The organism is Psychrobacter sp. UBA3480 (assembly GCF_002377945.1).
GTDB lineage: Bacteria > Pseudomonadota > Gammaproteobacteria > Pseudomonadales > Moraxellaceae > Psychrobacter.
In genome coordinates, this window is sequence record NZ_DFQV01000006.1 from 2,843 (window position 1) to 27,091 (window position 24,249).

The 24,249-nt window shown below is 42.7% G+C and carries 26 protein-coding genes and 1 pseudogene; 10 read left to right on the forward strand and 17 right to left on the reverse strand.

The features are described 5' to 3' along the window. From B2863_RS02020 to B2863_RS02050, 7 genes are all read right to left on the reverse strand, one after another. On the reverse strand, window positions 1-177 hold a 177-nt coding region (locus B2863_RS02020; protein WP_296207219.1), incomplete at its 3' end, for a sulfite exporter TauE/SafE family protein. Between the two features lie 97 nt (window positions 178-274). Next, window positions 275-535: a cbb3-type cytochrome oxidase assembly protein CcoS gene (ccoS, locus tag B2863_RS02025; protein WP_227526711.1), complete on the reverse strand. Its 261-nt coding sequence runs from the start codon at window positions 533-535 to the stop codon at window positions 275-277. A gap of 115 nt (window positions 536-650) precedes the next feature. After that, complete coding sequence (locus B2863_RS02030; RefSeq protein WP_296207189.1) at window positions 651-1,379, reverse strand: YdcF family protein; 729 nt, start codon at window positions 1,377-1,379, stop codon at window positions 651-653. Window positions 1,380-1,428: 49 nt separating this feature from the next. Next, entirely contained in the window at window positions 1,429-2,469 is a 1,041-nt protein-coding gene (gene murB / locus B2863_RS02035; protein ID WP_296207220.1) for a UDP-N-acetylmuramate dehydrogenase, read from the reverse strand. Window positions 2,470-2,784: 315 nt separating this feature from the next. After that, window positions 2,785-3,282 carry a low molecular weight protein-tyrosine-phosphatase gene (locus B2863_RS02040; RefSeq protein WP_101205020.1) on the reverse strand — a complete coding sequence of 166 codons (498 nt, stop codon included), beginning with the start codon at window positions 3,280-3,282 and terminating at the stop codon, window positions 2,785-2,787. A 207-nt stretch (window positions 3,283-3,489) separates the two neighbouring features. Beyond that, window positions 3,490-3,909 carry an RNA-binding S4 domain-containing protein gene (locus tag B2863_RS02045; protein WP_296207192.1) on the reverse strand — a complete coding sequence of 140 codons (420 nt, stop codon included), beginning with the start codon at window positions 3,907-3,909 and terminating at the stop codon, window positions 3,490-3,492. A 98-nt stretch (window positions 3,910-4,007) separates the two neighbouring features. Further along, a complete protein-coding gene (locus B2863_RS02050; protein WP_414706869.1) occupies window positions 4,008-4,112 on the reverse strand; it encodes an excalibur calcium-binding domain-containing protein in 105 nt (34 codons plus the stop codon). Here B2863_RS02050 and B2863_RS02055 point away from each other — a divergent pair. After that, window positions 4,090-4,332 carry a hypothetical protein gene (locus tag B2863_RS02055; protein WP_296207221.1) on the forward strand — a complete coding sequence of 81 codons (243 nt, stop codon included), beginning with the start codon at window positions 4,090-4,092 and terminating at the stop codon, window positions 4,330-4,332. The two genes, B2863_RS02050 and B2863_RS02055, sit on opposite strands and share 23 nt — an antisense overlap. 167 nt (window positions 4,333-4,499) lie before the next feature. Here the strand turns inward: B2863_RS02055 and ilvA are convergent, their stop codons facing one another. Further along, window positions 4,500-6,053, reverse strand: coding sequence for a threonine ammonia-lyase, biosynthetic (gene ilvA, locus B2863_RS02060; RefSeq protein ID WP_238068047.1), 1,554 nt, complete (start codon window positions 6,051-6,053; stop codon window positions 4,500-4,502). A 306-nt stretch (window positions 6,054-6,359) separates the two neighbouring features. Between ilvA and rpiA the strand changes: the two genes are divergently transcribed. Beyond that, complete coding sequence (gene rpiA, locus B2863_RS02065) at window positions 6,360-7,019, forward strand: ribose-5-phosphate isomerase RpiA (RefSeq protein ID WP_296207195.1); 660 nt, start codon at window positions 6,360-6,362, stop codon at window positions 7,017-7,019. Window positions 7,020-7,155: 136 nt separating this feature from the next. On the opposite strand, the gene argF is transcribed toward rpiA, so the two are convergent. From argF to dnaB, 3 genes are all read right to left on the reverse strand, one after another. Continuing rightward, complete coding sequence (gene argF / locus B2863_RS02070; RefSeq protein WP_057760398.1) at window positions 7,156-8,079, reverse strand: ornithine carbamoyltransferase; 924 nt, start codon at window positions 8,077-8,079, stop codon at window positions 7,156-7,158. A 217-nt stretch (window positions 8,080-8,296) separates the two neighbouring features. After that, window positions 8,297-9,403 carry an alanine racemase gene (alr, locus tag B2863_RS02075; protein WP_296207196.1) on the reverse strand — a complete coding sequence of 369 codons (1,107 nt, stop codon included), beginning with the start codon at window positions 9,401-9,403 and terminating at the stop codon, window positions 8,297-8,299. Between the two features lie 178 nt (window positions 9,404-9,581). Next, window positions 9,582-10,985 carry a replicative DNA helicase gene (dnaB, locus tag B2863_RS02080; protein WP_057760393.1) on the reverse strand — a complete coding sequence of 468 codons (1,404 nt, stop codon included), beginning with the start codon at window positions 10,983-10,985 and terminating at the stop codon, window positions 9,582-9,584. Between the two features lie 297 nt (window positions 10,986-11,282). Between dnaB and pdxA the strand changes: the two genes are divergently transcribed. Beyond that, window positions 11,283-12,383 (forward strand): 4-hydroxythreonine-4-phosphate dehydrogenase PdxA, encoded by a 1,101-nt coding sequence (gene pdxA, locus B2863_RS02085; RefSeq protein WP_296207197.1) that lies wholly within the window; start codon window positions 11,283-11,285, stop codon window positions 12,381-12,383. A gap of 161 nt (window positions 12,384-12,544) precedes the next feature. Here pdxA and B2863_RS02090 read toward each other — a convergent pair whose 3' ends face one another. Next, a complete protein-coding gene (locus tag B2863_RS02090; protein WP_179798963.1) occupies window positions 12,545-13,324 on the reverse strand; it encodes a transglutaminase-like domain-containing protein in 780 nt (259 codons plus the stop codon). Window positions 13,325-13,844: 520 nt separating this feature from the next. On the opposite strand from B2863_RS02090, the gene rsmA reads away from it, so the two are divergent. The 3 genes and pseudogenes from rsmA to B2863_RS02105 all read left to right on the forward strand — a co-directional run. Further along, window positions 13,845-14,708: a 16S rRNA (adenine(1518)-N(6)/adenine(1519)-N(6))-dimethyltransferase RsmA gene (gene rsmA, locus B2863_RS02095; RefSeq protein ID WP_296207199.1), complete on the forward strand. Its 864-nt coding sequence runs from the start codon at window positions 13,845-13,847 to the stop codon at window positions 14,706-14,708. Window positions 14,709-14,849: 141 nt separating this feature from the next. Continuing rightward, on the forward strand, window positions 14,850-15,686 hold the full coding sequence (locus tag B2863_RS02100; protein ID WP_296207201.1) for a symmetrical bis(5'-nucleosyl)-tetraphosphatase: 837 nt from the start codon (window positions 14,850-14,852) through the stop codon (window positions 15,684-15,686). A 128-nt stretch (window positions 15,687-15,814) separates the two neighbouring features. Then, a pseudogene (locus B2863_RS02105) lies at window positions 15,815-16,141 on the forward strand (DDE-type integrase/transposase/recombinase); the annotation flags it as partial. Window positions 16,142-16,459: 318 nt separating this feature from the next. Here B2863_RS02105 and B2863_RS02110 read toward each other — a convergent pair. After that, window positions 16,460-16,906 (reverse strand): hypothetical protein, encoded by a 447-nt coding sequence (locus B2863_RS02110; protein WP_296207202.1) that lies wholly within the window; start codon window positions 16,904-16,906, stop codon window positions 16,460-16,462. Window positions 16,907-17,160: 254 nt separating this feature from the next. Between B2863_RS02110 and B2863_RS02115 the strand changes: the two genes are divergently transcribed. After that, window positions 17,161-17,580 (forward strand): hypothetical protein, encoded by a 420-nt coding sequence (locus B2863_RS02115; protein WP_296207204.1) that lies wholly within the window; start codon window positions 17,161-17,163, stop codon window positions 17,578-17,580. Window positions 17,581-17,640: 60 nt separating this feature from the next. Here the strand turns inward: B2863_RS02115 and B2863_RS02120 are convergent, their stop codons facing one another. Beyond that, entirely contained in the window at window positions 17,641-18,111 is a 471-nt protein-coding gene (locus B2863_RS02120) for a hypothetical protein (RefSeq protein ID WP_296207206.1), read from the reverse strand. Between the two features lie 139 nt (window positions 18,112-18,250). Here B2863_RS02120 and B2863_RS02125 point away from each other — a divergent pair, with 139 nt between their 5' ends. The 3 genes from B2863_RS02125 (at window position 18,251) to B2863_RS02135 (ending at window position 20,241) form a co-directional block, all read left to right on the forward strand. Next, a complete protein-coding gene (locus B2863_RS02125; RefSeq protein ID WP_201571752.1) occupies window positions 18,251-18,469 on the forward strand; it encodes a DUF4926 domain-containing protein in 219 nt (72 codons plus the stop codon). A 282-nt stretch (window positions 18,470-18,751) separates the two neighbouring features. Beyond that, on the forward strand, window positions 18,752-19,669 hold the full coding sequence (locus B2863_RS02130; protein WP_296207211.1) for a hypothetical protein: 918 nt from the start codon (window positions 18,752-18,754) through the stop codon (window positions 19,667-19,669). A gap of 50 nt (window positions 19,670-19,719) precedes the next feature. After that, complete coding sequence (locus B2863_RS02135; protein ID WP_238068054.1) at window positions 19,720-20,241, forward strand: endonuclease V; 522 nt, start codon at window positions 19,720-19,722, stop codon at window positions 20,239-20,241. A gap of 139 nt (window positions 20,242-20,380) precedes the next feature. Here B2863_RS02135 and B2863_RS02140 read toward each other — a convergent pair whose 3' ends face one another. The 3 genes from B2863_RS02140 to B2863_RS02150 form a co-directional block, all read right to left on the reverse strand. Beyond that, entirely contained in the window at window positions 20,381-22,825 is a 2,445-nt protein-coding gene (locus B2863_RS02140; RefSeq protein WP_296207214.1) for a site-specific recombinase, read from the reverse strand. Between the two features lie 509 nt (window positions 22,826-23,334). Continuing rightward, a complete protein-coding gene (locus tag B2863_RS02145; protein WP_201607262.1) occupies window positions 23,335-23,748 on the reverse strand; it encodes a roadblock/LC7 domain-containing protein in 414 nt (137 codons plus the stop codon). Then, a partial coding sequence (locus tag B2863_RS02150) for a GTP-binding protein (protein WP_296207217.1) occupies window positions 23,748-24,249 on the reverse strand: 502 nt, incomplete at its 5' end. The genes B2863_RS02150 and B2863_RS02145, both read right to left, overlap by 1 nt.

Genomic DNA, 24,249 nt, shown 5'->3' on the forward strand with positions numbered 1-24,249 from the left:
TGCGTAACTCGTTAAACGCCCAAAATGATACGTGGCCACCAAAGCACGACGTTTGGCGGGGCTGACATCTTTCATAGACAGACCAAATGCGGTCACAAGACCGCCACACATGCCTAAACAATGCGGTGAACCAAAGAATCCCATTAGTAATGCCGCCACAAGTAAAGCGATGGTCATGAATGCGTCTCCTAAGAATGGTAAAGGGCGAACTTGCTAGTGCTGAATTATTTAACAAAACGGCACCAATAAATTACGCATTTATAAGGCAGATAAATTAGATTTCTGAATCTTTATTTATCTCAGAATGATCGTTATTTCCATCAGTTGCGGCTGTTTTATCTTGCTGCTGGGTAGGTGCTGAGCGTTCATGAGCCTGCATAGTTTGGCGGCGTTCTTGACGGTCATCCAATATAATACGCTGTGATGCATTGTCCAGATCTTCGAATTGATTTGACTTGACCGCATAACGCACTGCCCAAATAGCAACCACAAACAGCATGAGACTTAATGGAATTAATAAAAATATACTGAGCATGGCAAATCTCTTAAATAGCAGTGTCTCTTATTATTATACACCCATCACAAATGTAGTGGATGTTCGGTAGTATTTAGAATGCGTCTCTCAATGGTATCGTATACATCTTTAACGTTTATTCGTCAGAGTTTTTTGTGGCATTGCCTCTTGGGGTTAATAGCTGCTGTGAAGTCACGTCATCGGCATGGCGACAGTCCATCTGGGGGCGTATCACATCGCGCAGGTAGGCTGCGATTTCATAGACAGCGCGCCGTGAGTGACTTAAGTTGTGCGCAGGCTTCATCCAGTCGCGTCTTACTGGCAATGGCGCAGGGAGTGGTGTGCTATTGATACCATTTAAGGCAAACTGTCTACGTGCACGCGCCATATGATAGCTGTCAGTAATCAGATATACATGGCGTAGCGGAATGCGTTTGGCTGTAAAACGGGCGTTTTCACATGTATTCATGCTGGCATTTTCACTTATCAGTCCGTCGATACCGTGTTCCATCAACCATTGACCGAGCCATGGAGCTTCGGCGCCACTCAGTACGATCGGTAGAGGTAAGTCATGATAAGCACCTGCAGCGGTACGGGCGCGATTGAGACTATAGCGATTCAAGATAATCTGGTTGTTATGGTCATTGGTCAGACCGCCGCCTAAGACTACATAGGCAGTAGGCGGTGAGCTCATGGCAGCAGAAGGCATATCAGGTAGCGGCAGTAGAGAAAAGATATAAACGATTGCTTGCGAAAACAGCGGGGTAAATAGGCTAATAATCACTAAAATGACAGACGTAGAGCCTAGTATAAAAGTAATATTGATAATGCGGAATAACGTCACCATGCGTTCAGAAAACCGCAAGTAATATCGCCATAATCGTTTAGATAATAGCCGCTTAGACCATGATTTTTTAGGCCACATGCTCAGCATATCCAATTGAGCCATCAGCATTTACCCAGACTGGCTCACGTGACAATTGAATGGCAAATTTTTCATAGACAGTAGCAGCGATATATTTCTGCGCTATGGCTACATTCTCTTGCGTGGCTTGCTGAGGCGTATGGTTGGTCAGTACGAGTGCTTGCTGTTTATGCGTAAAAATAGGTGCAATGCCGCCGCCTTTTAACCCTGCTTGTTCAATGAGCCACCCTGCAGCCACCTTTACCATTGCATCAGGCATCGCATAACCAACGATAGCTGGATAAATTGCTTGCAGCGCTGTGAACTGCTCCTGAGCGATAATAGGGTTTTGAAAAAAACTGCCACAATTAGGTAGCTGCTTTGGGTCAGGCAGCTTTTGTTGTCTAATATCTATAATGGCTTGCATAACGTCAGCAGGCATTGCTTGCTCGCGCCCTTGTTGCTCTGCATAGCGCTGCGCCACAGTCTGTACATCACCATAACTGGCTAAAATATTGGCAGGATCAGTATGTAATCTGAAACCTACACGGCTAATAAGCCAAGTGTTTGGTGTACGCTTAAAAATACTGTCACGATAGCCAAATTGGCAATCAGCAGCTGACAAATGGTGCCAAGTTTGTGTCGGCAAATGATAGGCGCGTACATACTGTAAGCGGTCTTCTAATTGTACGCCGTATGCACCGATATTTTGTATGGGTGCTGCGCCCGTCAGGCCCGGTATTAGTGCAAGGTTTTCCAACCCATACCAACCTTGACTGACCGTATGTACGACCAAATCATGCCAGTTCTCGCCAGCCATTACTTCGATATCGACATAATCGTCAGTTTGTTCGGTCAGATGTATACCACGCATCTTTGGCTGTAATACTATGGCTTTCAAAGCGGCAGGCAATAAAACATTGCTACCGCCAGACAGTACAAACAGTGGCAATTTGTCTGCTGTATCCTCTATATAAGCTGCCATAAAATCATCAAGCTGCGCTTCATTCTCTAATGTCACGACAGAGTCAGCAACACAGGCCAATGCCATAGTATTATCATGTGACAAATCGATTGAATCAATGACTATGGCAGTCGCTGAAACATTCGAAACATCAGAGCTGATGGTAGACTGAGTACTGTGGTCAAGGCGTGAAGCTTGGGTCATAACATAGCCTATGTGGCAAAAGGATAATAAATGATAAGGTAGTTATAGTTGATTCAGTTTAAAAGAGATACAAAGCAACTGAGTGCAGACGTAACTGTGATACTTCAAGCGAGGTTAACGCTGTAGCTCTTTTATAGAAGATTAACCTTATTATAGAGGATACCGGATGCAAGAGTAGCAGAAATATAGACGGTATGGCTAGCAGGCTTTCCAGCTTTCTATCCAAGCTTGGGCGCTTGATTCGATACGCTCGATCACTTCTTCGAAATCATCGTTATCGCCCTTATAGGGATCTGGCACATCGCTACCGCAATAGGTAGGGTCTTCTTCACTGAACAGCGCTAGTGTTGCTAAATTATCTTCTGACTCTGCAATGCTGTCTTTAATAGCTTGTAGATCAGCTAGATTCTGTGAATCCATGGCTAAGATTAAATCAAAATCATGAAAATCACTGGTACTGACTTGACGAGCGACCAGCTTATTAATTTTATAGCCGTGTGACTTAGCATGACGTTGTGAGCGAGCATCAGGCGCACTGCCAACGTGCCAATCACTGGTGCCTGCTGAGTCTACTTTTATAGATAGTCCAGCAATCGCTGCTTGCTGACGAAAAACTTCTTCAGCAGTAGGGGAGCGGCAGATATTTCCCAAACATACCAATAATACAGACGAGGGAGTACAGGCTTTCATCAGCATAATATGACCTTCTATAACAAAAAAAACATGCTATAAGAGACCAGCATTGTTAATGCGGCTTTTATTAGCATGCAATCGATTGAATCAGCTGCTAGCGTAACGCTTAATGCTTGGAATGGCAAGGATAGAGACTAAACAATAGCGTCATTTAACAATGGAAATTTGGCCATATGATGCATGGCCAAAAGGTGAGATAGTGAAACGGTTTTAATCTTGATTACTTTTAAAACGCTGTAGATCGCGTCGCTCTTTTTTGTTGGGCTTGTTGTCAGGACGAGCAAGGTTGGCCAGTTTGCGCTGTTCGGCATAGTAAGCACGGCGCGTCTCGCTTTCTTTGGTCTCTGAATATAGTACCTCAGCGGCGGTCGCATTGCCACGCTGGGCAGATAGCGCCTCAACAACGACCGTCTTTTCGGTCATAGCGGTCGCTGAGCCTTGGCGAATGGTTAGCTCATCTCCGACTGAAATCTCTTTACTGGTTTTTACCCGGCTACCGGCATAGTGTACGCGTCCACTTTCAATCGCTTGTTTGGCTAGGGTGCGTGTACGATAAAACCTAGCTGCCCATAGCCATTTATCGAGACGGATTTTCACCAAACCTTGGTTATCATCAGCACTTTTCTTCATAAGAGTCACTCTGCATTAATTTATATATTAAATCATAGTTTTATATAGACAATATTAGGGCAACTTTAACATTTGCAAATAAATTTGATGACTGTGGGTTAGGTGCACCATTGTTGTTCACAAGGTACACCATCGTGGTTACCATCCATTTTAGTATTAGGACAGTAGTTTGTGAAATAAGTGGCTTCTGCACAGGATGTCATTTGTGAGCAATGTGTTCTGCCGTCACATGAAAAGTTTGAGGTCGGTTGTGTCGATAAGACTGGAGTTGCAGTTGGCGCTGATGTTGAAGTGGTACCCAAATCAACGTATGTTGGCGGTATGTCATCAATATTATCAACGTCATTAGAGGTAAGAGTAGGTTGCTTTACGATATCTGCTGCTGCATTGGTTGCAGGTTGGTGTACCGTGTTCTTAGGTTGAAGGAATTTATAACCTATAAGCACGAAAATCAGACAGGTCAATATCACTAATACTTTGTTTATCACTGTGCCATACCTGCCAGCTCATAATTACTATTAATATAAAAATGGCAGTTTTTAATCGACTTAAAAACTGCCATTAGGTAAGAAATATGATATCTATTTTTACTATCTCAAAAACAACTGATAGCCAATATTGTCATTGACCGTGGCACAGTCATAACCAATATCTAAAAGTGCGTCTTGTAACTGACGAGAGTTGCCTTCGGAGGCTTGCAGGCCAACCAGTACACGACCTTCAGCAGCCCCATGGTTGCGGTAATGGAATAAGGTAATATTGAAGTCATCACCCAATTTCTCTAAGAACGTTAGCAATGCGCCTGGACGTTCTGGGAATACCACTTGTAGCAATTGCTCGTTTTCGACATGAGCATGACCACCAATCAAATGACGGATATGTGATTTAGCGATATCATCATCAGTCAGGTCATGAGCAGTGTAGCCATCGTCTGACAATTGGTTACTGATGGTTTGACGCTCTTTTTCACCTTCTTTTAAAGCGATACCTACGAAGATTGAGGCAGGCTCCATTGAGTCTGGTGATTTTTTGCTGTCAGCGCGGTAGTTAAACTCAGTAATATTACGGCCATGTAGACTACGACAGAAGTTCAAGAAAGCACCTGTTTGCTCGGGGATAGTAACCCCAAAGATGGCTTCTTTTTTCTCACCAATTTCAGTACGCTCAGCGATATAACGCAGGCGGTCAAAATTCATATTGGCACCGCAAATGATGGCTGCACAGTTTTTGCCCGTAATCTCGTTAGCTTGAAGGTATTTTTTCATACCAGCAACCGCTAACGCGCCTGCAGGCTCTACGATACTGCGGCTCTCCTCAAACACATCTTTGACCGCGGCGCAGACTTCATCGTTGCTACAGGTGACGACGTTAGGCTCAACGATAGGACCTGAGTTATCGCTTTTTTGCGTACGGACGACGTCAAAAGGTAATTCACCAATCTGTGCGACTGCCACACCATCGACGAACAATCCTACTTGCTCGAGCTTGACACGTTCACCTGTTTCAAGCGCCGCTTTTAGACAAGCTGACTGCTCAGCTTCTACCGCAATCACTTTTACATGCGGTGCAACTTCGCCTAAGAATGCGGCCACACCAGAGATTAGGCCACCACCACCAACGGCAACGAATACATAGTCCATATTGCGCCACTGCTGGGTCAGCTCAAGACCAATGGTACCTTGTCCTGCGATAACCAGCTCATCGTCATAAGGTGGAATAAAGGTCAGTCCTTCGCGTTCAGCGCGGTCAATCGCATAGCGGTTTGCTTGATCGAAGCTATCACCGTGCAGATCTACATTGCCACCAAGTGCTCTTACCGCATCCACTTTGATGTCAGGAGTCGTGGTTGGCATAACGATGATGTTATTTAGTGATAATTTGCGTGCAGAGTAAGCCACGCCTTGCGCATGATTACCTGCTGACGCACAGATGACGCCGCGCGCTTTTTGCTCATCGCTCAACTGACTGATACGGTTATAGGCACCGCGCAATTTAAATGATTTGACCGGTTGTAAGTCTTCACGCTTAAATCGAATGTCATTGGCAAAACGTTGGGTCAGCTTGGGCGCCGTTTCAAGTGGTGTTTGAATAGCAACGTCATAGACGGTGGCTTGTAAGATGGCTCGTACCCAGTGTGACAGCATAGTAATCCCTAAACAGAGTGAATATAAAAAGTGTAAATGAATATAAAAACGAAATAGATTAGCCTATGCCGATTTTTAGTATCTTGCAAGACTCAATTGCAGTTTTCTTGGGATTTCATGCTCAAATTTACATGAAATGCAAGTATTTGACGAAGTTAAGTCTTAGGTCGGCAAGATAGGACTCACAAATTAGCGTCATGATGCGCTAACATCCATTAATATCATCGGTTATAATAGCCGCGCATTTTATCTGTTTTAGCCTTTTACTTTTTTTAAGACCATACGTTTATTTTCCAAGGATTTATGATGAGTGATCAGCAAGCACAAAAGCAAGCCGCGGCCAAAGCTGCTCTAAGCTATATCGAAGACGATATGATACTTGGGGTAGGGACAGGTAGTACGGTCAACTGTTTAATTGAGTTGTTGCCACAATTGAAGCTTGCTGGCGCTGTCGCTAGCTCACAGGTGACAGAAGATAAACTTCGTGCGCTTGGTATCGAAATAGTCGATTTAAACTTTGCTGGTACATTGGATGTTTATATCGATGGTGCGGATGAAGTCAATGAGCACTTGCAACTTATCAAGGGTGGCGGCGGTGCATTGACTCGCGAAAAGATTGTGGCAGCAGCTTCAAACAAGTTCGTCTGTATGGTCGATGATAGTAAAAGTGTTGATATATTAGGTCGCGCATTTCCAGTACCGATTGAAGTATTACCACAAGCACGCTCTTATGTGGCTCGCCAATTGGCCAAATTAGGCGGTGAGCCAGTATACCGTGAAGACTTTGTCACTGATTATGGTAATGTCATTCTAGATACTTATGATTTGGATGTGAGTAATCCAATCGTGCTCGAAAAAGAGCTAAATAATATCGTAGGTGTGGTCTGTAATGGTATCTTTGCGGCAAACCAAGCAGACGTTCTGCTAAAAGCAGGTGCTAATGGGGTGACAACGCTCACGCGTTAAACTATGATCAAATCATTTGTATAAACAAAAAAGCCGTCCAGATCTGGACGGCTTTTTTATTTGAGAACTTATTTAGGAGTTTGTTAGCAAGTTATCTTACTATTGATCTCACGGTCTTTTTATAAAATAACCTAAGTTATGCAGGCAACTTGATTTTGTCTTTAAGTAAAAACTCCATCAATGCTTTTTGTGCATGTAGGCGGTTTTCAGCTTCGTCCCAAACGACAGAACGTGGGTCATTAAGCATGTCATGAGAGATTTCCTCGCCGCGATGGGCGGGCAAGCAATGCATAAACACCACTTCAGGGTCGGCTTTGTCTAATAGAGACGGTGTCACTTGATAAGGCGCAAAACGACGTGCACGTGTGTTTTGCTCTGATTCTTGACCCATACTTGCCCACACATCAGTGACAATTAAGTTAGAATCTTTTGCCGCGTCTTGTACGTTTTCTACCAGACTGACGCAATGTGAGAAGCGTTCCATAAGTTTCGGATCAGGCTCAAACCCATAAGGTGCTGCCACGCGTAATTCAAAACCAAACTGATTGGCAGCTTGCATAAATGACGAGCACATATTGTTGCCATCACCAACCCAAGTCACAATCTTATTTTCGATACTACCGCGATGCTCGTAATAGGTCTGCATATCAGCGAGCAACTGGCATGGATGATAGTCATCGGTCAATGCATTGATAATAGGCACACTTGAGTATTCAGCAAAGGTTTCAACTTTTTCGTGCCCAAAGGTACGAATCATGATGATATCTACCATACTAGAAATCACGCGTGCTGAGTCTTCTAATGGCTCGCCGCGACCGAGCTGCGTATCGTTTGGTGATAAAAATATGGCGTTACCACCAAATTGACCCATACCGGTCTCAAACGAGATACGGGTACGCGTTGAAGATTTTTCAAATATCATGCCAAGCGTACGACCAACAAAAGGCTGGTATATCTCGCCTGCGTGTTGCATCTTACGCAATTCGCTTGCGCGTTTGATTAAGTTTTCTAGTTCTTGTTTGGTTAAATCAGATAAGGTTAAAAAATGGCGCAAACTCATAGTAATCCTAGCAGTCGATCGCAGTCAGTGAAACGTTATCAGTCTTCAATAGCATCGCGTCAGTGCGTATACTGGGTTGACAACAAACTTTTAGTATAGCGTATTTACTTTCAATGTAAACGTTCATTTTTATCAAGATCAAATGGCTTGCCAAATAGACCGAAATCTCCTTAGCAAGCCAAGATACCTTGTACGCTAATGACTGTACCGCTAATGATTATGCCTGTGTACGGTTTGGACGTATGCTAAGGCGACATAACAGCTCATAGCTAATCGTCCCAGCATGACCTGCGACTTCATCGACACGCGGCGCATCGCCCCATAGCATGACCTTGCTATCTATAGCAAGACTCTCAGGTGCGCTACTGATATCAATAACAATCATATCCATAGCCACGCGCCCAATCACTGGGCAGCGGTAGCTTTGGCTGTCGTTAGCATCCATGACAATGACATACGCATCGTCAGTGACCACACGTGGGTAGCCATCGCCATATCCCACGCTGACCAAAGCGGTTCTGGTATCTTGCTGCGCACGCCAGCGGCTACCATAGCCGATTGCATCATTTGCGCTAACGGTTTGTAGAGCAATGATTTGAGCACTAAATTCCATCGCAGGCTGCAAGTCTAGTTCTTGTGCACTTTTATCGACGACAGGTGAGCTACCGTATAAGATAATGCCTGGACGTACCCAGTCATAATGGTACTCTGGGAAGTTGACGATACCAGCAGAGTTGCATAACGAGCCTTGGATACCTGGGCTAATGGTTTCTTTCAAAGTTGCTAGTACGCTTGAGAAGCGCTCAATCTGCATCGCATTTAATGGATGATCGTGGTCATCAGCATTGGCAAAATGCGTGGCTAGAATCAGCTGATAACCCGCTTCATGTAGGCATTTTGCTGCTGACAGCACACCCTCAGCATTGAAACCCAAACGGTTCATACCTGTATTGTATTTGAGCCAAGCTACTCTGGTTGCACTGCCAGCTGGTGGGATATTTTGTAGTGCCCATTCTAACTGTGGTCCGTGGTGAATCACGCAGCTAATCTCATGATCAATCGATTGCTGCCACTCATCAGCGCTAAACGCACCTTCTACTAGACCGATGGTTTTATCCCAACCTAACTGTCTGGCTTCCAGCGCTTCAGTCAACGTAGCGACACCGATACCATCTGCTTGCTGCAGGGCTGGCAAGACTGCCGCTACGCCATGTCCGTAAGCATTGGATTTGACCATGGCCAACACTTTCGATTGGGGTGCTCGTTGTTTGACTTGATTTAGGTTATGAGTAAGGGCTTTTGGTTTTATAGTAATTGTGCGCATAATCGCCTTCTGTATGAGTAGAATTATGAAGTTATAAAGCCAGTACTGCATCGATTGAGTTGATGCGGTACTGGCTATTGTATTAAAACTGGTTATGTAAAATTATTCATTAACCTATAATTGAAACTGAGTCTATATAAGGCTTAGTCTTTGTCAGAATCAAATTTTATAAGGTTAATTACTCATCATTCTCAAAACTGACGCCTTGGTAGTACTCTGGCGTTAGATTGATAAAGCGGGTAAATTGACCTTCGAAGCCTAGACGAATAGTACCGATAGGGCCGTTACGTTGTTTACCAATAATGATTTCCGCCACGCCTTTGTGGTCCGAGTTTTCATTATAAACCTCATCACGATAGATGAACATAATCAAATCGGCATCCTGCTCAATCGCACCAGATTCACGTAGATCTGACATGATAGGGCGTTTATTTGGACGGTTTTCTAGACTACGGTTAAGCTGTGACAATGCAATCACGGGACATTCAAGCTCACGTGCTAGTGCTTTTAGACTACGAGAAATCTCAGAAATCTCGCCAACACGGTTACCATCTAAGCTGGGTACTTTCATCAGCTGAAGATAATCGACTACGATAGCACCCAAGCGACCGTCATGGTTTTTGGCAATACGGCGGCAGCGAGAACGCATCTCAGACGGCGGTAGGGCGGTACTGTCATCAATATATAAATGCTTCGATTGCAGATGTTGAATAGCGTTCATCATCTTTGCCCATTCATCTTCATTCATTTGCCCAGAACGCAGATGCGTCTGGTTAATCGCGCCCCATGAGGACAGCAGACGCATGACGATAGATTCGGCAGGCATCTCCATCGAAAATACGACGACTGGCAAATCTTCATTAAACAAGATCCCTTCTGCCAAGTTCATCGCAAAAGTGGTTTTACCCATCGAAGGACGCGCAGCAACAATAATCAAATCACCCGCTTGTAGACCTTGGGTTTTGTTATTCAGCTCGGCAAATGGCGTCTGCAAACCAATCATGCCATCGGGATTAGATTTTAGCTCTTGAATCTTATCGATAACATTGGTCAAGACAGAGGTAATACCAACAGGTCCGCGCTGTTCCGCGCGTTTATTATGCTGCTCATTGATACTAAATATCTTACCTTCCACATTGTCTAGAATGTCGCTAACGCTTTGGTCTTTTGGATTATAGGCAAGCGTCAGCATGTCATTACCAGTGGTAATCAGCTGGCGTAGGGTTGATAGTTCACGCACGCGCTGGGCGTAGGCAGTCAGGTTAAACAAAGTCGCAGGACTTTGGCTCAAAATATCAGCCAAATAACTGTCACCACCTGCACCTTTGAGTAATTTCTGCGCTTCTAACCAGTCGTGTACCATGACCGTGTCATAAGGCTCATTCACTGCCGCCAAATGAGCAATGGCATCAAAAATGTATTGATGTCGCCCAGCATAAAAGTCATCTTTGGTGACAATATCGGCAATCTTGTCGTACGCCTCTTCGATACTCATCAAAGACGCGAGCAATGCCTTTTCAATATCAATATTGTGCGGCGGTGTCTGATTGAGTAAGTCGTCGGTTTTGTCGTTTTCTGCCATGAGTGCCTAATGAGTTAAAATGGGTATGAAAAAGGATGTCGATGATAGAGCAATACAAACGTAGCGCGCCTCTACGATAGAAGTACCAAAACGCGGTCTCAGGTTTGTCTGTAAATGCTACAATCAGATGCGAAAGTTTAACACATAATGTGGTTTTTTAGACTTGATAAAGCACTAAATCTGAAGTGATTGTTTTTTATGAAGTAAGAGATACCATACAATATCTAAGTATAAAAATTTAGAACAATAATTATAAATATAATAAAATCAGTAATTTAAATAAAAAAGGCTATTGTTATGACAGAAGAAAAACGCCCGCTATTAATCACCACAGGTGAGCCTGCGGGTATTGGCATGGACGTAGTACTAGGACTAGCAACAGAGAGTAAGTTGCAAGACTTTGCTCGGTCTATTTGGGTGACTGCTGATGCTAAAGCGATGCAAACTCGCGCGGAGGAATTGGTTGCAGCTAGCGTTCTCAAAAGCATACCTAGTTGGCATACTATCAATACAGATATAAATGCCGATAACGTCGATGTTAACTTGGTAGATCAGATATCGCAGCAAGATATAGACGCTGATAGTGCTTTCATCCTACTGGATATTCCTTGTGCCGCACCAGTTGTCTGCGGGCAAATCAATATCGCTAACTCAGCGATGGTGGCTCAGCAATTAGATATTGCTCATAAACTGGCAATAAATAATACAGTCGCTGCCATCGTCACTGGGCCATTGCAAAAATCAGCGTTGATAGATGCTGGTATCAAGCTATTAGATGGCACCATGTTTAGTGGTCATACTGAATTTTTTATGCAGCAAAGCGATCGTAAAAAAGTCGTCATGATGCTGGCCAATCAAGCGATGAAAGTCGCGCTTGTCACTACGCATTTACCATTAAAGGACATCCCTGCTGCCATCACCGCGGAGAACGTGCGCCAAACGGTACAAATTGTCATCGATGATATGCGAGAGAAGTTTGGTCTCACGCAGCCTCGTATCTTGGTTTGCGGCCTCAATCCACATGCAGGCGAGGGCGGGCATTTGGGTATGGAAGAAATTGAAATTATCAATCCAGTACTCAACGAGTTTATCAATATGGGCGTCAATATTTCAGAGGCAATGCCAGCGGATACGTTATTTACTACCAGACATTTAGCAAACTGTGATGCGGTCATTGCCATGTATCACGACCAAGGATTGCCAGTATTAAAATCGCACGGTTTTGGCGATACGGTCAATCTAACCTTAGGCTTGCCTTATATTCGTACCTCTGTCGATCATGGTACGGCGTTAGACTTGGCAGGAAGCGGCGGTGCGAGTGCGACCAGTTTATATCAAGCACTAAATATGGCTAATGAGATGGCGGATAAGTCACTTATCGATGTACCTGCTGTATAAGTCAGTGCTTATAGATATTTTTCACATAGTACTTAATAATTTTATTATCAGTAATGCCTACCTAAAAAGGCAGCCGCTTAAGACGATTTAGTAAAGTTTTTATCGTGTATGACAGGCAGCATCTGTCTTAAACACAGGCCCGCAAGCCTAGGGTCAGGAGCCTAAGCTTGTCTGGTTACGGATACCGATTGGTTGATGAGCTCCATGGATCCGAACGAGGTTAAGAACGCGACGTTGGACGCATCGGACCCAACACCGATGCGGGCCATTGTGTCGGCACCTGCCATGCCAGTCGGATCAATGAGGTGCCAGCTCCCTTCAAGATAGACCTCGGCCACGGCATGAAAGTCTTGTGGTGTCACATCGGGCGCATAAACGCTCACAAACCTAGCTGGTATCGACGACGCGCGCGCTAGTGTTACGAGAACATGCGCAAAGTCGCGGCATACGCCCTGACGTTGAGCAAAGCTGTCGAGCGCGGTGGTTTGTGCATGGCTCGATCCGGGTACATAGCTAAATGCCGACTCGATCCAGTCGCGCATTGCGGCAATCCGTGCGCCGCCAGTGAGATCGCCAAACTCGGCGTCCACGAAGGCATGGAACTGTTCTGACGGGCAATAGTGAGACGGCATTAAATGCCTGATCGTCTCTCCGGGCAAAAGATGCAAGGGCGTTTGGGACAGTGCCGATATGTCTAAGGCAGGACGGTCAACGGCGATTTCTGCGAGATAAGTGCAGCTAAAATCCCCTTCGGCATGAATCCAAATCCGCTCTCCTATGCCATCATCGGCGGTAACCCGTGAAAAATGCGCAACGTCTGATGTCCAAATCTCGGCTGACCGTACCCGTTGATCCGCAAGATCGGCAGCTTCAATCTGAAGCAAAAGATCCATTGGCTCTGAGAGTCGATAATGGAGGGTGACGTTAAGTTTCAGGATCATATGTGAGTTCCCTAAGGGTATTTATCTGGCGGGCTGACGATCGCGTAGGGCTAAACTGCCTCGACCATATCAGAGACTGGCTTACTTTACTGGAGTCAGACAGCAATGCCTGACAGGGTTAAATTATCATAATAGCGCTTTTCAAACTCAAAAGGTGAAACATAACCAATTGCGTTATGCAGTGGGGCTTTATTAAACCCAAGAAGCGTTAAAAATCGTTTAATTATCGATTTAGTTTTACGCCGCAATCGTTATGATGTCGCCATCTTTGGACCTGTTTCTGTCTGCTAGCACTTGATTTGACGCTACTATTTAGCATAGTCAGAGTTTATATTATATGAATGTAGAGGTAAAAAGTTACCGGGCCGGTTACTCGAAAGCATGGCTCGTCTATCGATAATAATTATTCAAAAACACAGCCTAATTATGAGCTGTGGTATAATTCACCATTATAAAGTCAGTATATCGCTGCCATTACATTATCATCGCCCATTTATCTTTTATACATTAAGACTCTTTTATGTCCAAAACTTCATTTGATGCTCAAACTATTTCTAACAGCTTACGTGCTGCCAAACATCAGCCGCGTAAGCGCTTTGGCCAAAATTTCTTGCATGATACTAGCGTCATTCGCGAAATCGTCGAAAGTATTCGTCTAGAGCGCGATGACAATTTGATCGAGATTGGGCCTGGTATGGGCGCATTGAGCGAGCCGTTATTGGCAGAAGTGGATGCAATGACAGTGGTGGAGCTAGATCGTGATTTGGCAGATAGCTTGCGTATTCGTATCGGTGCCAATAGCCATCCAAACTTTGAGATTATCAAAGACAATGCGATGCATGTGGACTACCGTGAGCTATATAGTGAAGAGCGCGGTAAGCTGCGCGTAGTGGGCAACCTACCGTATAACATCTCAACGCCTATCTTATTTCATCTGCTTAGCTATGCCGATGTGATTCAAGACATGCATTTTATGTTGCAAAAAGAAGTGGTCGAGCGTATCACAGCCGACGTGGGTAGCAAGACTTATGGCCGCTTGTCGGTCATTATGCAATATCACTGTGATACAGATTACTTGCTGACCGTTCCTCGCGGTGCGTTTAATCCACCACCCAAGGTGACCAGTGCTGTCTTCCGCCTGACACCGCATATCAACAAACCAGTAGTCGCAAATGATGAAGAGCACTTTGCTATTGTCGTGCGTGAGACTTTCAACCATCGTCGCAAGACGCTACGTGCTATCTTCAAAAAATCAACGTTGCTACCGACATTGAGCGAAGACGATTTTGAGGCTTGTGGTATTGATCCGCAGGCACGACCTGAGACATTAAGCGTCACAGACTTTGTGAACCTAAGCAATCATTCACAACAGCTAGACGTATAATGTATTTTTGATACATAAAAGCATGCTACTAACCGTCAATTATAATGGCGGTTTTTTATGCTTTATTTTTATGACTAGTACTTAAGTATTTATTTCTTATCGAGCTGTCTTTAACTATCGTATTTAAATCGTTGAGGTGTTATGAGTTTTCGCCATCAGTATGTTATCGGTGACTTACAGGGTTGCTATGCTGCATATCTACAATTGCTAAAGACACTGGATTTCGATCCTGCCCAAGACAAGTTATGGTTTGCTGGTGATTTGGTAGCACGCGGCGAGGACTCATTGAACACGCTGCGTCATGTCAAAGTGTTGTGTGAGCAAGGCGCTGCGGCAACGGTATTGGGCAATCATGATCTTAATTTGATAGCAGTCTGGCGCGGGGCCGCCAAGCTTAAAAATAAAGACAAAACGGCACCTATCTTTGCTGCGGATGACTGTGATGAGTTGCTCGAATGGTTACGTAGGCAGCCGATATTAGCCTATCCTGATGAGCACACGGTGCTAGTACATGCAGGGATTCCACCGCATTGGAGTATTGAAGCCGCTGCAGGATACGCACAGCAATTAGAAGCTCAGCTGCAAAGTAATTTGAATCAGCTCGATCAATTGCTGCCGAATCTATATAGCAAAGAAGCGGATGAATGGCATGCAGGTATCGAAGGGTTTATTAAGATGCGGGCGATTGCTAATTACTTTACGCGTATGCGCTTGTGTAAGCAAGATGGGTCGCTTGAGTTTAGCTTTTCAGCAGGCTTAGATGAAGCTATGCCAACCGATTTTTCGCCTTGGTTTGAGTGGCAAGTACCGCGCACTCGTAAGATACTATTCGGTCATTGGGCTGCGCTAAAAGGAGAGATTGATTTGCCACATGCGCGCGCACTCGACGGTGGCTGCGTGTGGGGTAATTATCTATTGGCTTATAGATTGGGTGACGGCAAGGTAATAACCTCAAGCGCACAGTGTCTGAGCCCATAAAGAGAGTTATAAGTGTCTTAATATACAAGGCTAAATAAATAGTCTGTTATAAGTAGTTCCATTATACCAGTCTGTTTTAAGTAGTCTGTTAATAGACTTAAAGGGTGAAATAACTGGTTTCGTTGGGGTATACTGCGTTTATTATAGATGTGTTTGTCCGTATTATTGTTGGCTGGAAGGTGTCTAATCGTATGAACATCGATATGGTGATGGCAGCGTTAAATCAAGCCATTGCAGACAGAAACAACCCAAAAGACGTTATTCATCGTAGTGATAGAGGCGTTCAGTATTTATCTATTCGTTATACTGATAAGATGGCTGATTCTGGCGCTATTACCTTTGTTGGAACGCGGGTAATTCATATGATAATGCATAGTACGATTGGTTATGTATCACTTTTTGAGTTTGAAAAGCAATATTATGATAGTCTTAATGAGTCAGGCAAAGTTGCCTGACTCAAATAAAACGCTCTCCGATATAGTCGGGGCGGTTCAGATAGCCAACTGGTTTAATATTATTCCGGTATATATGGGGTTAAAAAACGCACTAAGGCAGTGATTATTAAGAGTATTAGAAGAAGGTGTTGATATTTTATAAATCGTTCTGGGATAAATAAACACAGCACAGATACTATAAAAATTCCTATAATTTCAATCAAATTAGATAGACTTTGAGAGCCAAATCCTAGCCCAGTTAATACGACCCACAAAAATGATGGTAAGAATACTAGGCTAAATTTTTTCAATGGTTTATTCATAGGTTAGGCTTATCTTCTATGTGGGCGCAATTTCTATTGCACCGGCAACGGCACAACCCTGATATACTTCGCCTGCGTAAGTTAATATTGCAGTAAGTTCATTTTGATAGCCATTGTCATCGATACAAAGGTTATTTTTTATATTCACAACAATAGGCTGTCCATTGATAGTACTCGCGTATTCGACACCTTCAGTATTGACAGAACCAGAACCCACCACGATAACTGTTGCTGTCGTTGGCTTTAAGAAATTCGCCTCTATACTTAGCTCATTTCCTTCAATCACTATTCGCCAAATTTTTTCTTTAGCGGTGTTTCCAAAAGCAGTAAATGCCGCTGACGCTACCGGCACTTCTATTGTAGGCTGCTTACTCAGATCCGTGGTGTCGGCACGATGGTTATTACAAGCCACTAGAGCTAAGCTGCTCGTTAAGCACATTGTCGTTAGAAGCAAAGAACGCATAATTTTTCCTTTAAATATAATAAGAGAACACCACTATTTAGCAGTGTTCTCTTTGTTTACGTGATGAAATTCAGGTTTTTACTACCATAGGTAGGTTTACGGTAGAACTAGAAGTTAGGGTCGTTACAGGTGGCCTTATTCAGTAACTTACCAACGCACTCTCTATATTAGTAATACTAATATAACATATCTATAAAGGTTGACAGTGTGCAGTAAGATAAAATCGTTTTTTTTACTTTTTGAGTGTTTAAAATATGAAAAACTTAACTGCTGCTATTCTAATTGCGCTTCCTGTTCTAATGGTAAGTCCTACAGTAATGGCCGCATCTTCAGATGCAGTGGCTAAAACTGTTGATGTTCAATTTAAAAAAGGCGCTAGTTCAGCTAACTATTATGGGAAATTAAAGGGTAGTAAGTACGATTCCTATACATTTTATGCCAAAAAGAACCAAAAGCTTTCTGTTAAAACAATGGGAGGGAATGTAGATTCTTATTTATTCCATAAGAATTTAGCAGACTCTGTTAACGTAGGAGAGTACGCCTCTGAGCTGGATGACCAAGGTTATTACACGCTTCCATATTCAGGTAAATATGAATTACGTATTCTTCAGCCACGTTCTCAAGCTTCTAAAGGAAAAACACCTCCATATTGGCTAGAAGTATCTATTCTATAGGTATGTAAGCTTAATAATGGAGAGCATCCTATATTCTGTGTAACAGCTATGTGGCTTTCATCAATAATTACACAAAATGTAGGATGCTCTCACTTTTTCAAGAGGTATAGTCTTTAATTCTATTTTTTTGCATTCAAAAACTATTTCTGTATCACCTAATAAAAATAGTGAATGTATGATATTACTATCAGGCGTTACGTCTACTTCATGTACCATTATGGTGATTGGTAATATACAACAATTGATATTAACATTCACAATACCGGAATAGGTGATTTCTATTAAATCTTTGCCTTGTCTTTGCTCGATCTTCAACGAAATCCTATCATTTTCTAAATCATAATAAATCGTCTGGATTATGCCTTTATTAAGCGTCTTCTCTCTATTATCTATTCCGTTTAAATCACTTGATAAAATCGGGCTTAACTCATCCCTATGTTTAAGTATCTTAGGAACTACTTCATGATAGTAGTACGTAAAATCCCAAGTATGCTCTCCATAAGAATTTACAAAGTGTTTGATGTATTTCATTATAACTATCCTTACATCTGACCCTACCGTTAATCTCGTAGGAAGTAACTTGGAAAATTTTCATCATATAGTTCGATGCCTGTATAGCGCACCGAACACGTTCCCATAACAGACGTTATTAAATATAAGGCTTAGCAGTATGTTGAATATAAACGATGTTATTAAGGTATCAAAAAATATTCAAGACGATATCAGAGCAGGTCATTTGGGTACTGTAGTACATATTTTTGATCAAAATCCCCCTGTGTACTTAATTGAGTTTGTAGATGATGAAGGCCGTACAACTGAAATGGCATCTCTAAAAGAAGAAGACATGAGCCTTTATTGGGTTGCCAGCACTGAAACATATGTCGAATAGTTAACGGTGAATTGTCCTGACTATTAATGACGACGTAATAACCTAGTCAAAAAACAATTAAGACAGGCTTATTAAGTACACTCAGATGTACATTGATTCAATATAAAAGCCTATACTCATAGTAATCACTTGGACTACAGCCAAAGGTTCAAGTCCTCACTAGGGGACCGAACCAGTGAAGGAACCTGATTGGTTCGGTGTAGGTATATTTTAAAATGAATCCTTCTAGCATTACCGTTTCTACTAGCACGATTAATGACTCCTCTTTCAGAGAAGATTAACATGAGTAATATGCAACGATTGAAATCAGCACTGTTAAATAAAAGTAACGGTAAATGGTATCAGCGCGATAAGCTATACACAGGCATTATCTTCTTTGATAAACCTGACCATCAACTTGAAGCTTATGAGGTCAAAAATGGAGAGATTATCAGGCCTTATGTATCACCATGTCAGAGAGGACTATCTTCGCCTATCCAAATAGATTCTACAGAGTTCTGTAATGAGATTGATGATATATATGGTTCTCGTGGAATACCACAACTCTATAAGAATAAGCTGTATCAAGGTATGTCTTATACCTTTATAGAAGGTAGGTGCAACCTAGAGTTATATACTCACGAAGACGGCATATCCGAAAATCGAATTGACTGGAATACTCTTTCGTATGAACCAAAAGAATTTTTATTAAATTATTGCGATAATGGAGTGATGCACTCTCACGATGTACATTCAACTGAAATAAATTTCAATTATTATAGTTCTGTTTGCGGAGAAAACAATGATGAAAAGGTTGGCATAAGATACACTGAACCGTTGAACAGAATTAGCTATTTTGAAGTCGCAGGCAATACCTTAATCACAAAATCTTATATGGAAAGTCCTATATCTGTGCCTGACGTGTATAGAATATTGAGTAATTATAAGAGATTTATATTTGGCAAGTCTATACGATTAGATATAGATAAAAGCTTCATACAAGACTTATTCAATATATGGGTCAAAAATAACAGCTTTGAACATATTGAAAGCATGTCTCTTAATGGACTAGATGGCTTAGAGGATTTCGATTACTTTTTTAATAAACAAGTATTTGGAAAATTAAAAGAGGTTCGTTTAGATAAGATAACTTCAGCGAAGCAAATAAATCGACTCAAATACCACATGCCCGATACCAATATCGTAATACTGAATTATTAATTGTTTGAAGCACTAAAATTAAGTCATCTGTATTTTAAGGTAGTAATAAATTGATTTACCTAATTCTAGACGTACATTATAAAGAAGGCCAAGAAACCGACGCTGTTACAGCAACTGTTGCAGGTATCCGCTTCGAAGGCATTAAGCAATCACGTATTCTAAATGAATATACTGTAGAAGTTAATGACGTTGCACCTTATGAGTCAGGGCAATTTTATAAAAGAGAAATGCCTTGCTTACTGGCTTTGATTAACCAGATTGACGAACCTTTTGATGTAATTATCATAGACGGCTATGTATTGCTGGATAGTGTTGGCAAAGCAGGATTAGGCAAATATCTGTATGATCACCTAGCTAATACAAAGCCCATCATCGGTATCGCTAAAAATCATTTTTATGACATTACAGAAGACTATGCCGTTTGGCGAGGGATAAGTAAGCGCCCTCTATATGTCACCAGTATTGGTATAAATATTACAACGGCGAAAAAGATGGTCAGTGAAATGGAAGGTGAACATCGAATACCTAAAATGGTCGCTGATGTAGATAAACTAGGCCGTGTCATAAGTTAGAACAGCTATACCTATTGAAAGAGCTTGGACTACAGCCAAACCCTAACTAGGGAACCGCTCTTCTTCCCATAACAGGTCTTATGACAAATAACTTTAATATCAACGATTGATCGAGCAAAAACCCACCGCAACTACCTATTTAACTAGGCAGCTTTGGTGGTTTTTTAGGTTTTGGTAAAGGTGTTTTTGCGTCACCAGTCTGCTTATCATCAGAGTCAGTATGGTGTGGATCATCACTAACAACGTCGCTATCAACCGCACTTATCGTTTTGGTGACCTTATCGTATTGGATGTCATCGGTATAAGGAACGCTGTTTAGCTCGTCATCGACTAAACCATCGTCCAAATCCATTACCTTTTCAGGAGAGCTATACGGCTGCGTATGCTCATCTGTTGGCTGCTTTTCATAGTTGATGTCGGTGTTTGTCTGGGAATGTTGAGCATCAGCATGTTTAGATTCAGGCAGGATTCTGACATCAGACAAACGCCTTACCACATAATTACTCGGTATGGATTTGCCATTTTTTTGTGCGGAGGTATCATCAAATATCATGTGACCCTGACTATCGATACGCGCATATTTCATAGGCTTATCACGTGGCCAGAAAAAGTCAGACGGATGGCTAATAATATGGCCAAACACCAGTTTTGTGAGGCGACTCCATTCAAAAAAGCGAACTTCTTTAGAACGTAGGGCGACAAACAGCGCCAGTGAAAAGCTAACGATTAAGTTGACGAGACCAATAAGGGCCACGCCAAGTATAGAAATTAGGATGAGGCTCCAACTGATGTCATCAGCAGATATATTGAATAGTCCGTGTGCCAAGTTTGCTGAAGCAAAGGCAATGTGACGAATATCAATTGGTAGGCCAAAGATATAGCCGATAGTCGCGGTACTACCTAAGAACACCCCGAATAAGAAATTACCCATGATAGCGCCCAAGTTGGCTTCTATAAAGCCGCCTAAACGCTGAAGCCATGAGCTAGGCAATATGTATTTCAACAATCTGTGACGTTGTATACGCGCGCCTACGTTGTTATAAACTGCCAAGTTGTCGTAGTAGCCGGCAATCAAACCAGATAAGAACAGATAAACCCCAGCAATGGCAGCATGGGGAAGTGCTAATGAGTGGAACGGGTCTAGATCATGTAGCAAGTGTCCTGCTTTTTCGGTGTCGATCATTGGCGCGCCAGTATATTGCAACCAAGCAAAAGATATAATCAAAGCGACGGGTACGGCTAACATGACGTTACCCATGATAGCGATAAACTGGGTACGCAAGATATCGACGACCAATTCTGATAGCTTAGTCAACTGATGCGATTTTTTACCAGAGCCTTCAGAAATGGTAGAGGCAATCGCAGCTGCGGTCATGGCTGGCTGCTTGGTCGCGACTGTGCCGCGAATAACATGAATAAATACGAAGCCCAAACCATAGATCATACTGTTGATGAACGCGCGACCCATGGGTGCGAGCGCTAAGTGGTACGCCAGTATTTTTATAGTTGCCATAAATGCAATGATAAAGCCACCAATAGAGGCTTTTTTGAGCATCTTTTGATAGCCAGCTTTATCGGTACTAATATAATGCTCACCGACGCGACTGGCATTTTCTGTGACTTTTCGAGAGAGTAGTTTGGTATTGTTATCAATCAAATAACCAATACTATAGCGCTGATTGGCTGTAGTGATGAGCGCCTGTATCAGTTCGATAACAGCGCGATCTCGCTTTTGATTATCGTCTGTGACCAGCTCAGTCAAAATCCGCATACGCTGCAAGCTTTGATCTAGACGCAGCATCATATTAGTCAAACGAATAGAGATACCAGTTTTATAAATCCGCTTGCGTACGGTAGCGACGATATCTTCGCACTGTTCCAGCATAACCAATAGGGGTGCGGGATCGACTGCTTGCTCGGGCGTAATGTCTGTCAAGGTATCAAGCTCATGTGCTTGACGATATTGATTGACGAAGAGTACGGCTTCTTGATTTTGTGCAACAAAAGACGCGGAATAGTTCAGTATCTGCGGATAGGCCTCCATCAAATCAGGATGCAAGCCGATACCGCTGATGCGGTAAGACAAAATGATAATAGCATTTAAAATACTGTTTTTTGCGGTAGCGACTAGGTTTAAATGTTTCTCTTCTACGCGAACCAGCTCAACCAGTTTGTCCCATTTTTCCTTTTCGATATTGGCAAGCCAGCGTTCATCAGAGCGCTTATTAAATAAGTAGCTCACCAGTTCAACGACAGAGTCATCTTGTGGTAATAATGGTAAAAACCGATGGCCAATCAAACGGCGTAAACTGTTAAAGAACCCTTGATCGGACATGATACCAGTGTCGGTATACAGCGCGATTTGTCGATATTGGATAATCAGTTTTAGCACAAAACTAGACAGCCCATCACCATATTCTGGATGCTGATGTATGATATCAATAAGGGATTGAATTTTTTCGTTGGCCAATGCAGGTTCTTTATCACTGACTCGTAGCTCATCAATCAAGCGTTTGAGTACCGCAGGATCTGGCACGTCGCTCAAGGCGGTAATCTGTTGTAAAATGCGTTTTAATTCTGACACGTCGCACCCTTTATCATGGTTGTTTCAATCGTTTTTATTATTTAAGTCGGTATAAGTGGTTGAGTAATGTTTACCAATCGTTCAATTGTAGTCGAGCGACATCTTGTCTTGCGTTATTTTAATCGGAGCTGCCTATTGATATTGAATTATTTTGTTAGCAGTTATTTTTACTAGGGTATGTTGACAATTACCGTAAATGGATAATCGTCGCTGCTAAATAGATATGAGCAGCAAACGACTCATCCGTTTTTCAGCACGCATGGCAATTTTCTTGAAACCTTTCCATGATGGCGCTTCCTTTTTTCGGTATTGATTTTATATCGTGATTGGCAATACAGCTTATATAAGCCGCCTATGAGTATTGATTATAGCCATGCTGATAATATTTGTTTATCGAGTATAGCACCTAACTTATGGTACTTCGCTTATACCAGCTAATAAAAAAGCGCTGACTAAATATCATATCCAGTCAGCGCTTTTTATAAGCTTAGAGGCTATCTTGAGTCGCTTTATGCGCTGATAGCCGTTATCTCATTGGCGAGTCTTTTTGTCTTATATCTGGCTTCGGCTAACGTCATCTTGTTTTTGGCAACCACAGTCAGCACGCAAGGCTTACTCAGGTAGTCTGTTTTTACAAACAGCATATTACCCGACGTCGCCTCCACGATAGTGATCTCACACTCTCCTTGCTGCATTTGGCTAGCAGACGAATCGCTGAGTGCTGAAAGCGTGCTACTCATCGCCGCAAACTTATCTGCTTGATTGCTCAGCTCGTTTATCGAAAAACAACTAATGGGAAAGCCATCAGTGGTACACAAAGTCACGAGCGCAATTTCTCTATTGGCTTCACAAAGCTCTTTGATACAGCTTGAGAGCACCGCTTTTGCTTGGGAGTTTTCATTTATCATAATCGTATCTAACATTACTGTTCATTATTAAGAGTATTAAATAGCTGCAATAGACCAATAGCTGACTCTCGGCTTCTAGGGTCGGCATTGATAATAGGCGCGACTACATTATGATGCATGAGTACCGCTCTAACCTCTTGTCCTAGCGCCGCTAGGCTTGCAGGGTCGGCGTCCTCACAGTGGGTCACTCCTACGATACAAGTGGTTTGGTTTTTTTCTGGTGCAAAAAAAGTCAGCAGTTTGTCCAAGTTATTATAGTCAGGGATGTCGCCATACTTAATCAAAATAAGCAGACCCCACAAAGAGCGATTGACAAACTCCCACAAAAAAGAATAACGCTCTTGACCTGGCACTCCATAAATACCTAATGCCATATCATCGGCTAAGGTGATACGTCCATAGTCGATACCGACAGTCGTATATTCCTTGCCTATATCGATACTAGACTTGGCTTCAGTTTCAAGAGGACTTATCTCGCTTAAAGTCTTGACCAGCCGAGTTTTTCCGGCACCTACT

Excerpts from the sequence above, each read along its gene's own strand:
- ccoS (WP_227526711.1), bottom strand. The coding sequence starts at position 535 with ATGCTCAGTATATTTTTATTAATTCCATTAAGTCTCATGCTGTTTGTG.
- murB (WP_296207220.1), bottom strand. The coding sequence starts at position 2,469 with ATGGCATTGGCCTGTGTTGCTGACTCTGTCGTGACATTAGAGAATGAA.
- B2863_RS02040 (WP_101205020.1), bottom strand. The coding sequence starts at position 3,282 with ATGCTGATGAAAGCCTGTACTCCCTCGTCTGTATTATTGGTATGTTTG.
- B2863_RS02045 (WP_296207192.1), bottom strand. The coding sequence starts at position 3,909 with ATGAAGAAAAGTGCTGATGATAACCAAGGTTTGGTGAAAATCCGTCTC.
- B2863_RS02050 (WP_414706869.1), bottom strand. The coding sequence starts at position 4,112 with ATGACATCCTGTGCAGAAGCCACTTATTTCACAAACTACTGTCCTAAT.
- ilvA (WP_238068047.1), bottom strand. The coding sequence starts at position 6,053 with ATGCTGTCACACTGGGTACGAGCCATCTTACAAGCCACCGTCTATGAC.
- rpiA (WP_296207195.1), top strand. The coding sequence starts at position 6,360 with ATGAGTGATCAGCAAGCACAAAAGCAAGCCGCGGCCAAAGCTGCTCTA.
- argF (WP_057760398.1), bottom strand. The coding sequence starts at position 8,079 with ATGAGTTTGCGCCATTTTTTAACCTTATCTGATTTAACCAAACAAGAA.
- alr (WP_296207196.1), bottom strand. The coding sequence starts at position 9,403 with ATGCGCACAATTACTATAAAACCAAAAGCCCTTACTCATAACCTAAAT.
- dnaB (WP_057760393.1), bottom strand. The coding sequence starts at position 10,985 with ATGGCAGAAAACGACAAAACCGACGACTTACTCAATCAGACACCGCCG.
- pdxA (WP_296207197.1), top strand. The coding sequence starts at position 11,283 with ATGACAGAAGAAAAACGCCCGCTATTAATCACCACAGGTGAGCCTGCG.
- B2863_RS02090 (WP_179798963.1), bottom strand. The coding sequence starts at position 13,324 with ATGATCCTGAAACTTAACGTCACCCTCCATTATCGACTCTCAGAGCCA.
- rsmA (WP_296207199.1), top strand. The coding sequence starts at position 13,845 with ATGTCCAAAACTTCATTTGATGCTCAAACTATTTCTAACAGCTTACGT.
- B2863_RS02100 (WP_296207201.1), top strand. The coding sequence starts at position 14,850 with ATGAGTTTTCGCCATCAGTATGTTATCGGTGACTTACAGGGTTGCTAT.
- B2863_RS02110 (WP_296207202.1), bottom strand. The coding sequence starts at position 16,906 with ATGCGTTCTTTGCTTCTAACGACAATGTGCTTAACGAGCAGCTTAGCT.
- B2863_RS02115 (WP_296207204.1), top strand. The coding sequence starts at position 17,161 with ATGAAAAACTTAACTGCTGCTATTCTAATTGCGCTTCCTGTTCTAATG.
- B2863_RS02120 (WP_296207206.1), bottom strand. The coding sequence starts at position 18,111 with ATGAAATACATCAAACACTTTGTAAATTCTTATGGAGAGCATACTTGG.
- B2863_RS02125 (WP_201571752.1), top strand. The coding sequence starts at position 18,251 with ATGTTGAATATAAACGATGTTATTAAGGTATCAAAAAATATTCAAGAC.
- B2863_RS02130 (WP_296207211.1), top strand. The coding sequence starts at position 18,752 with ATGAGTAATATGCAACGATTGAAATCAGCACTGTTAAATAAAAGTAAC.
- B2863_RS02145 (WP_201607262.1), bottom strand. The coding sequence starts at position 23,748 with ATGTTAGATACGATTATGATAAATGAAAACTCCCAAGCAAAAGCGGTG.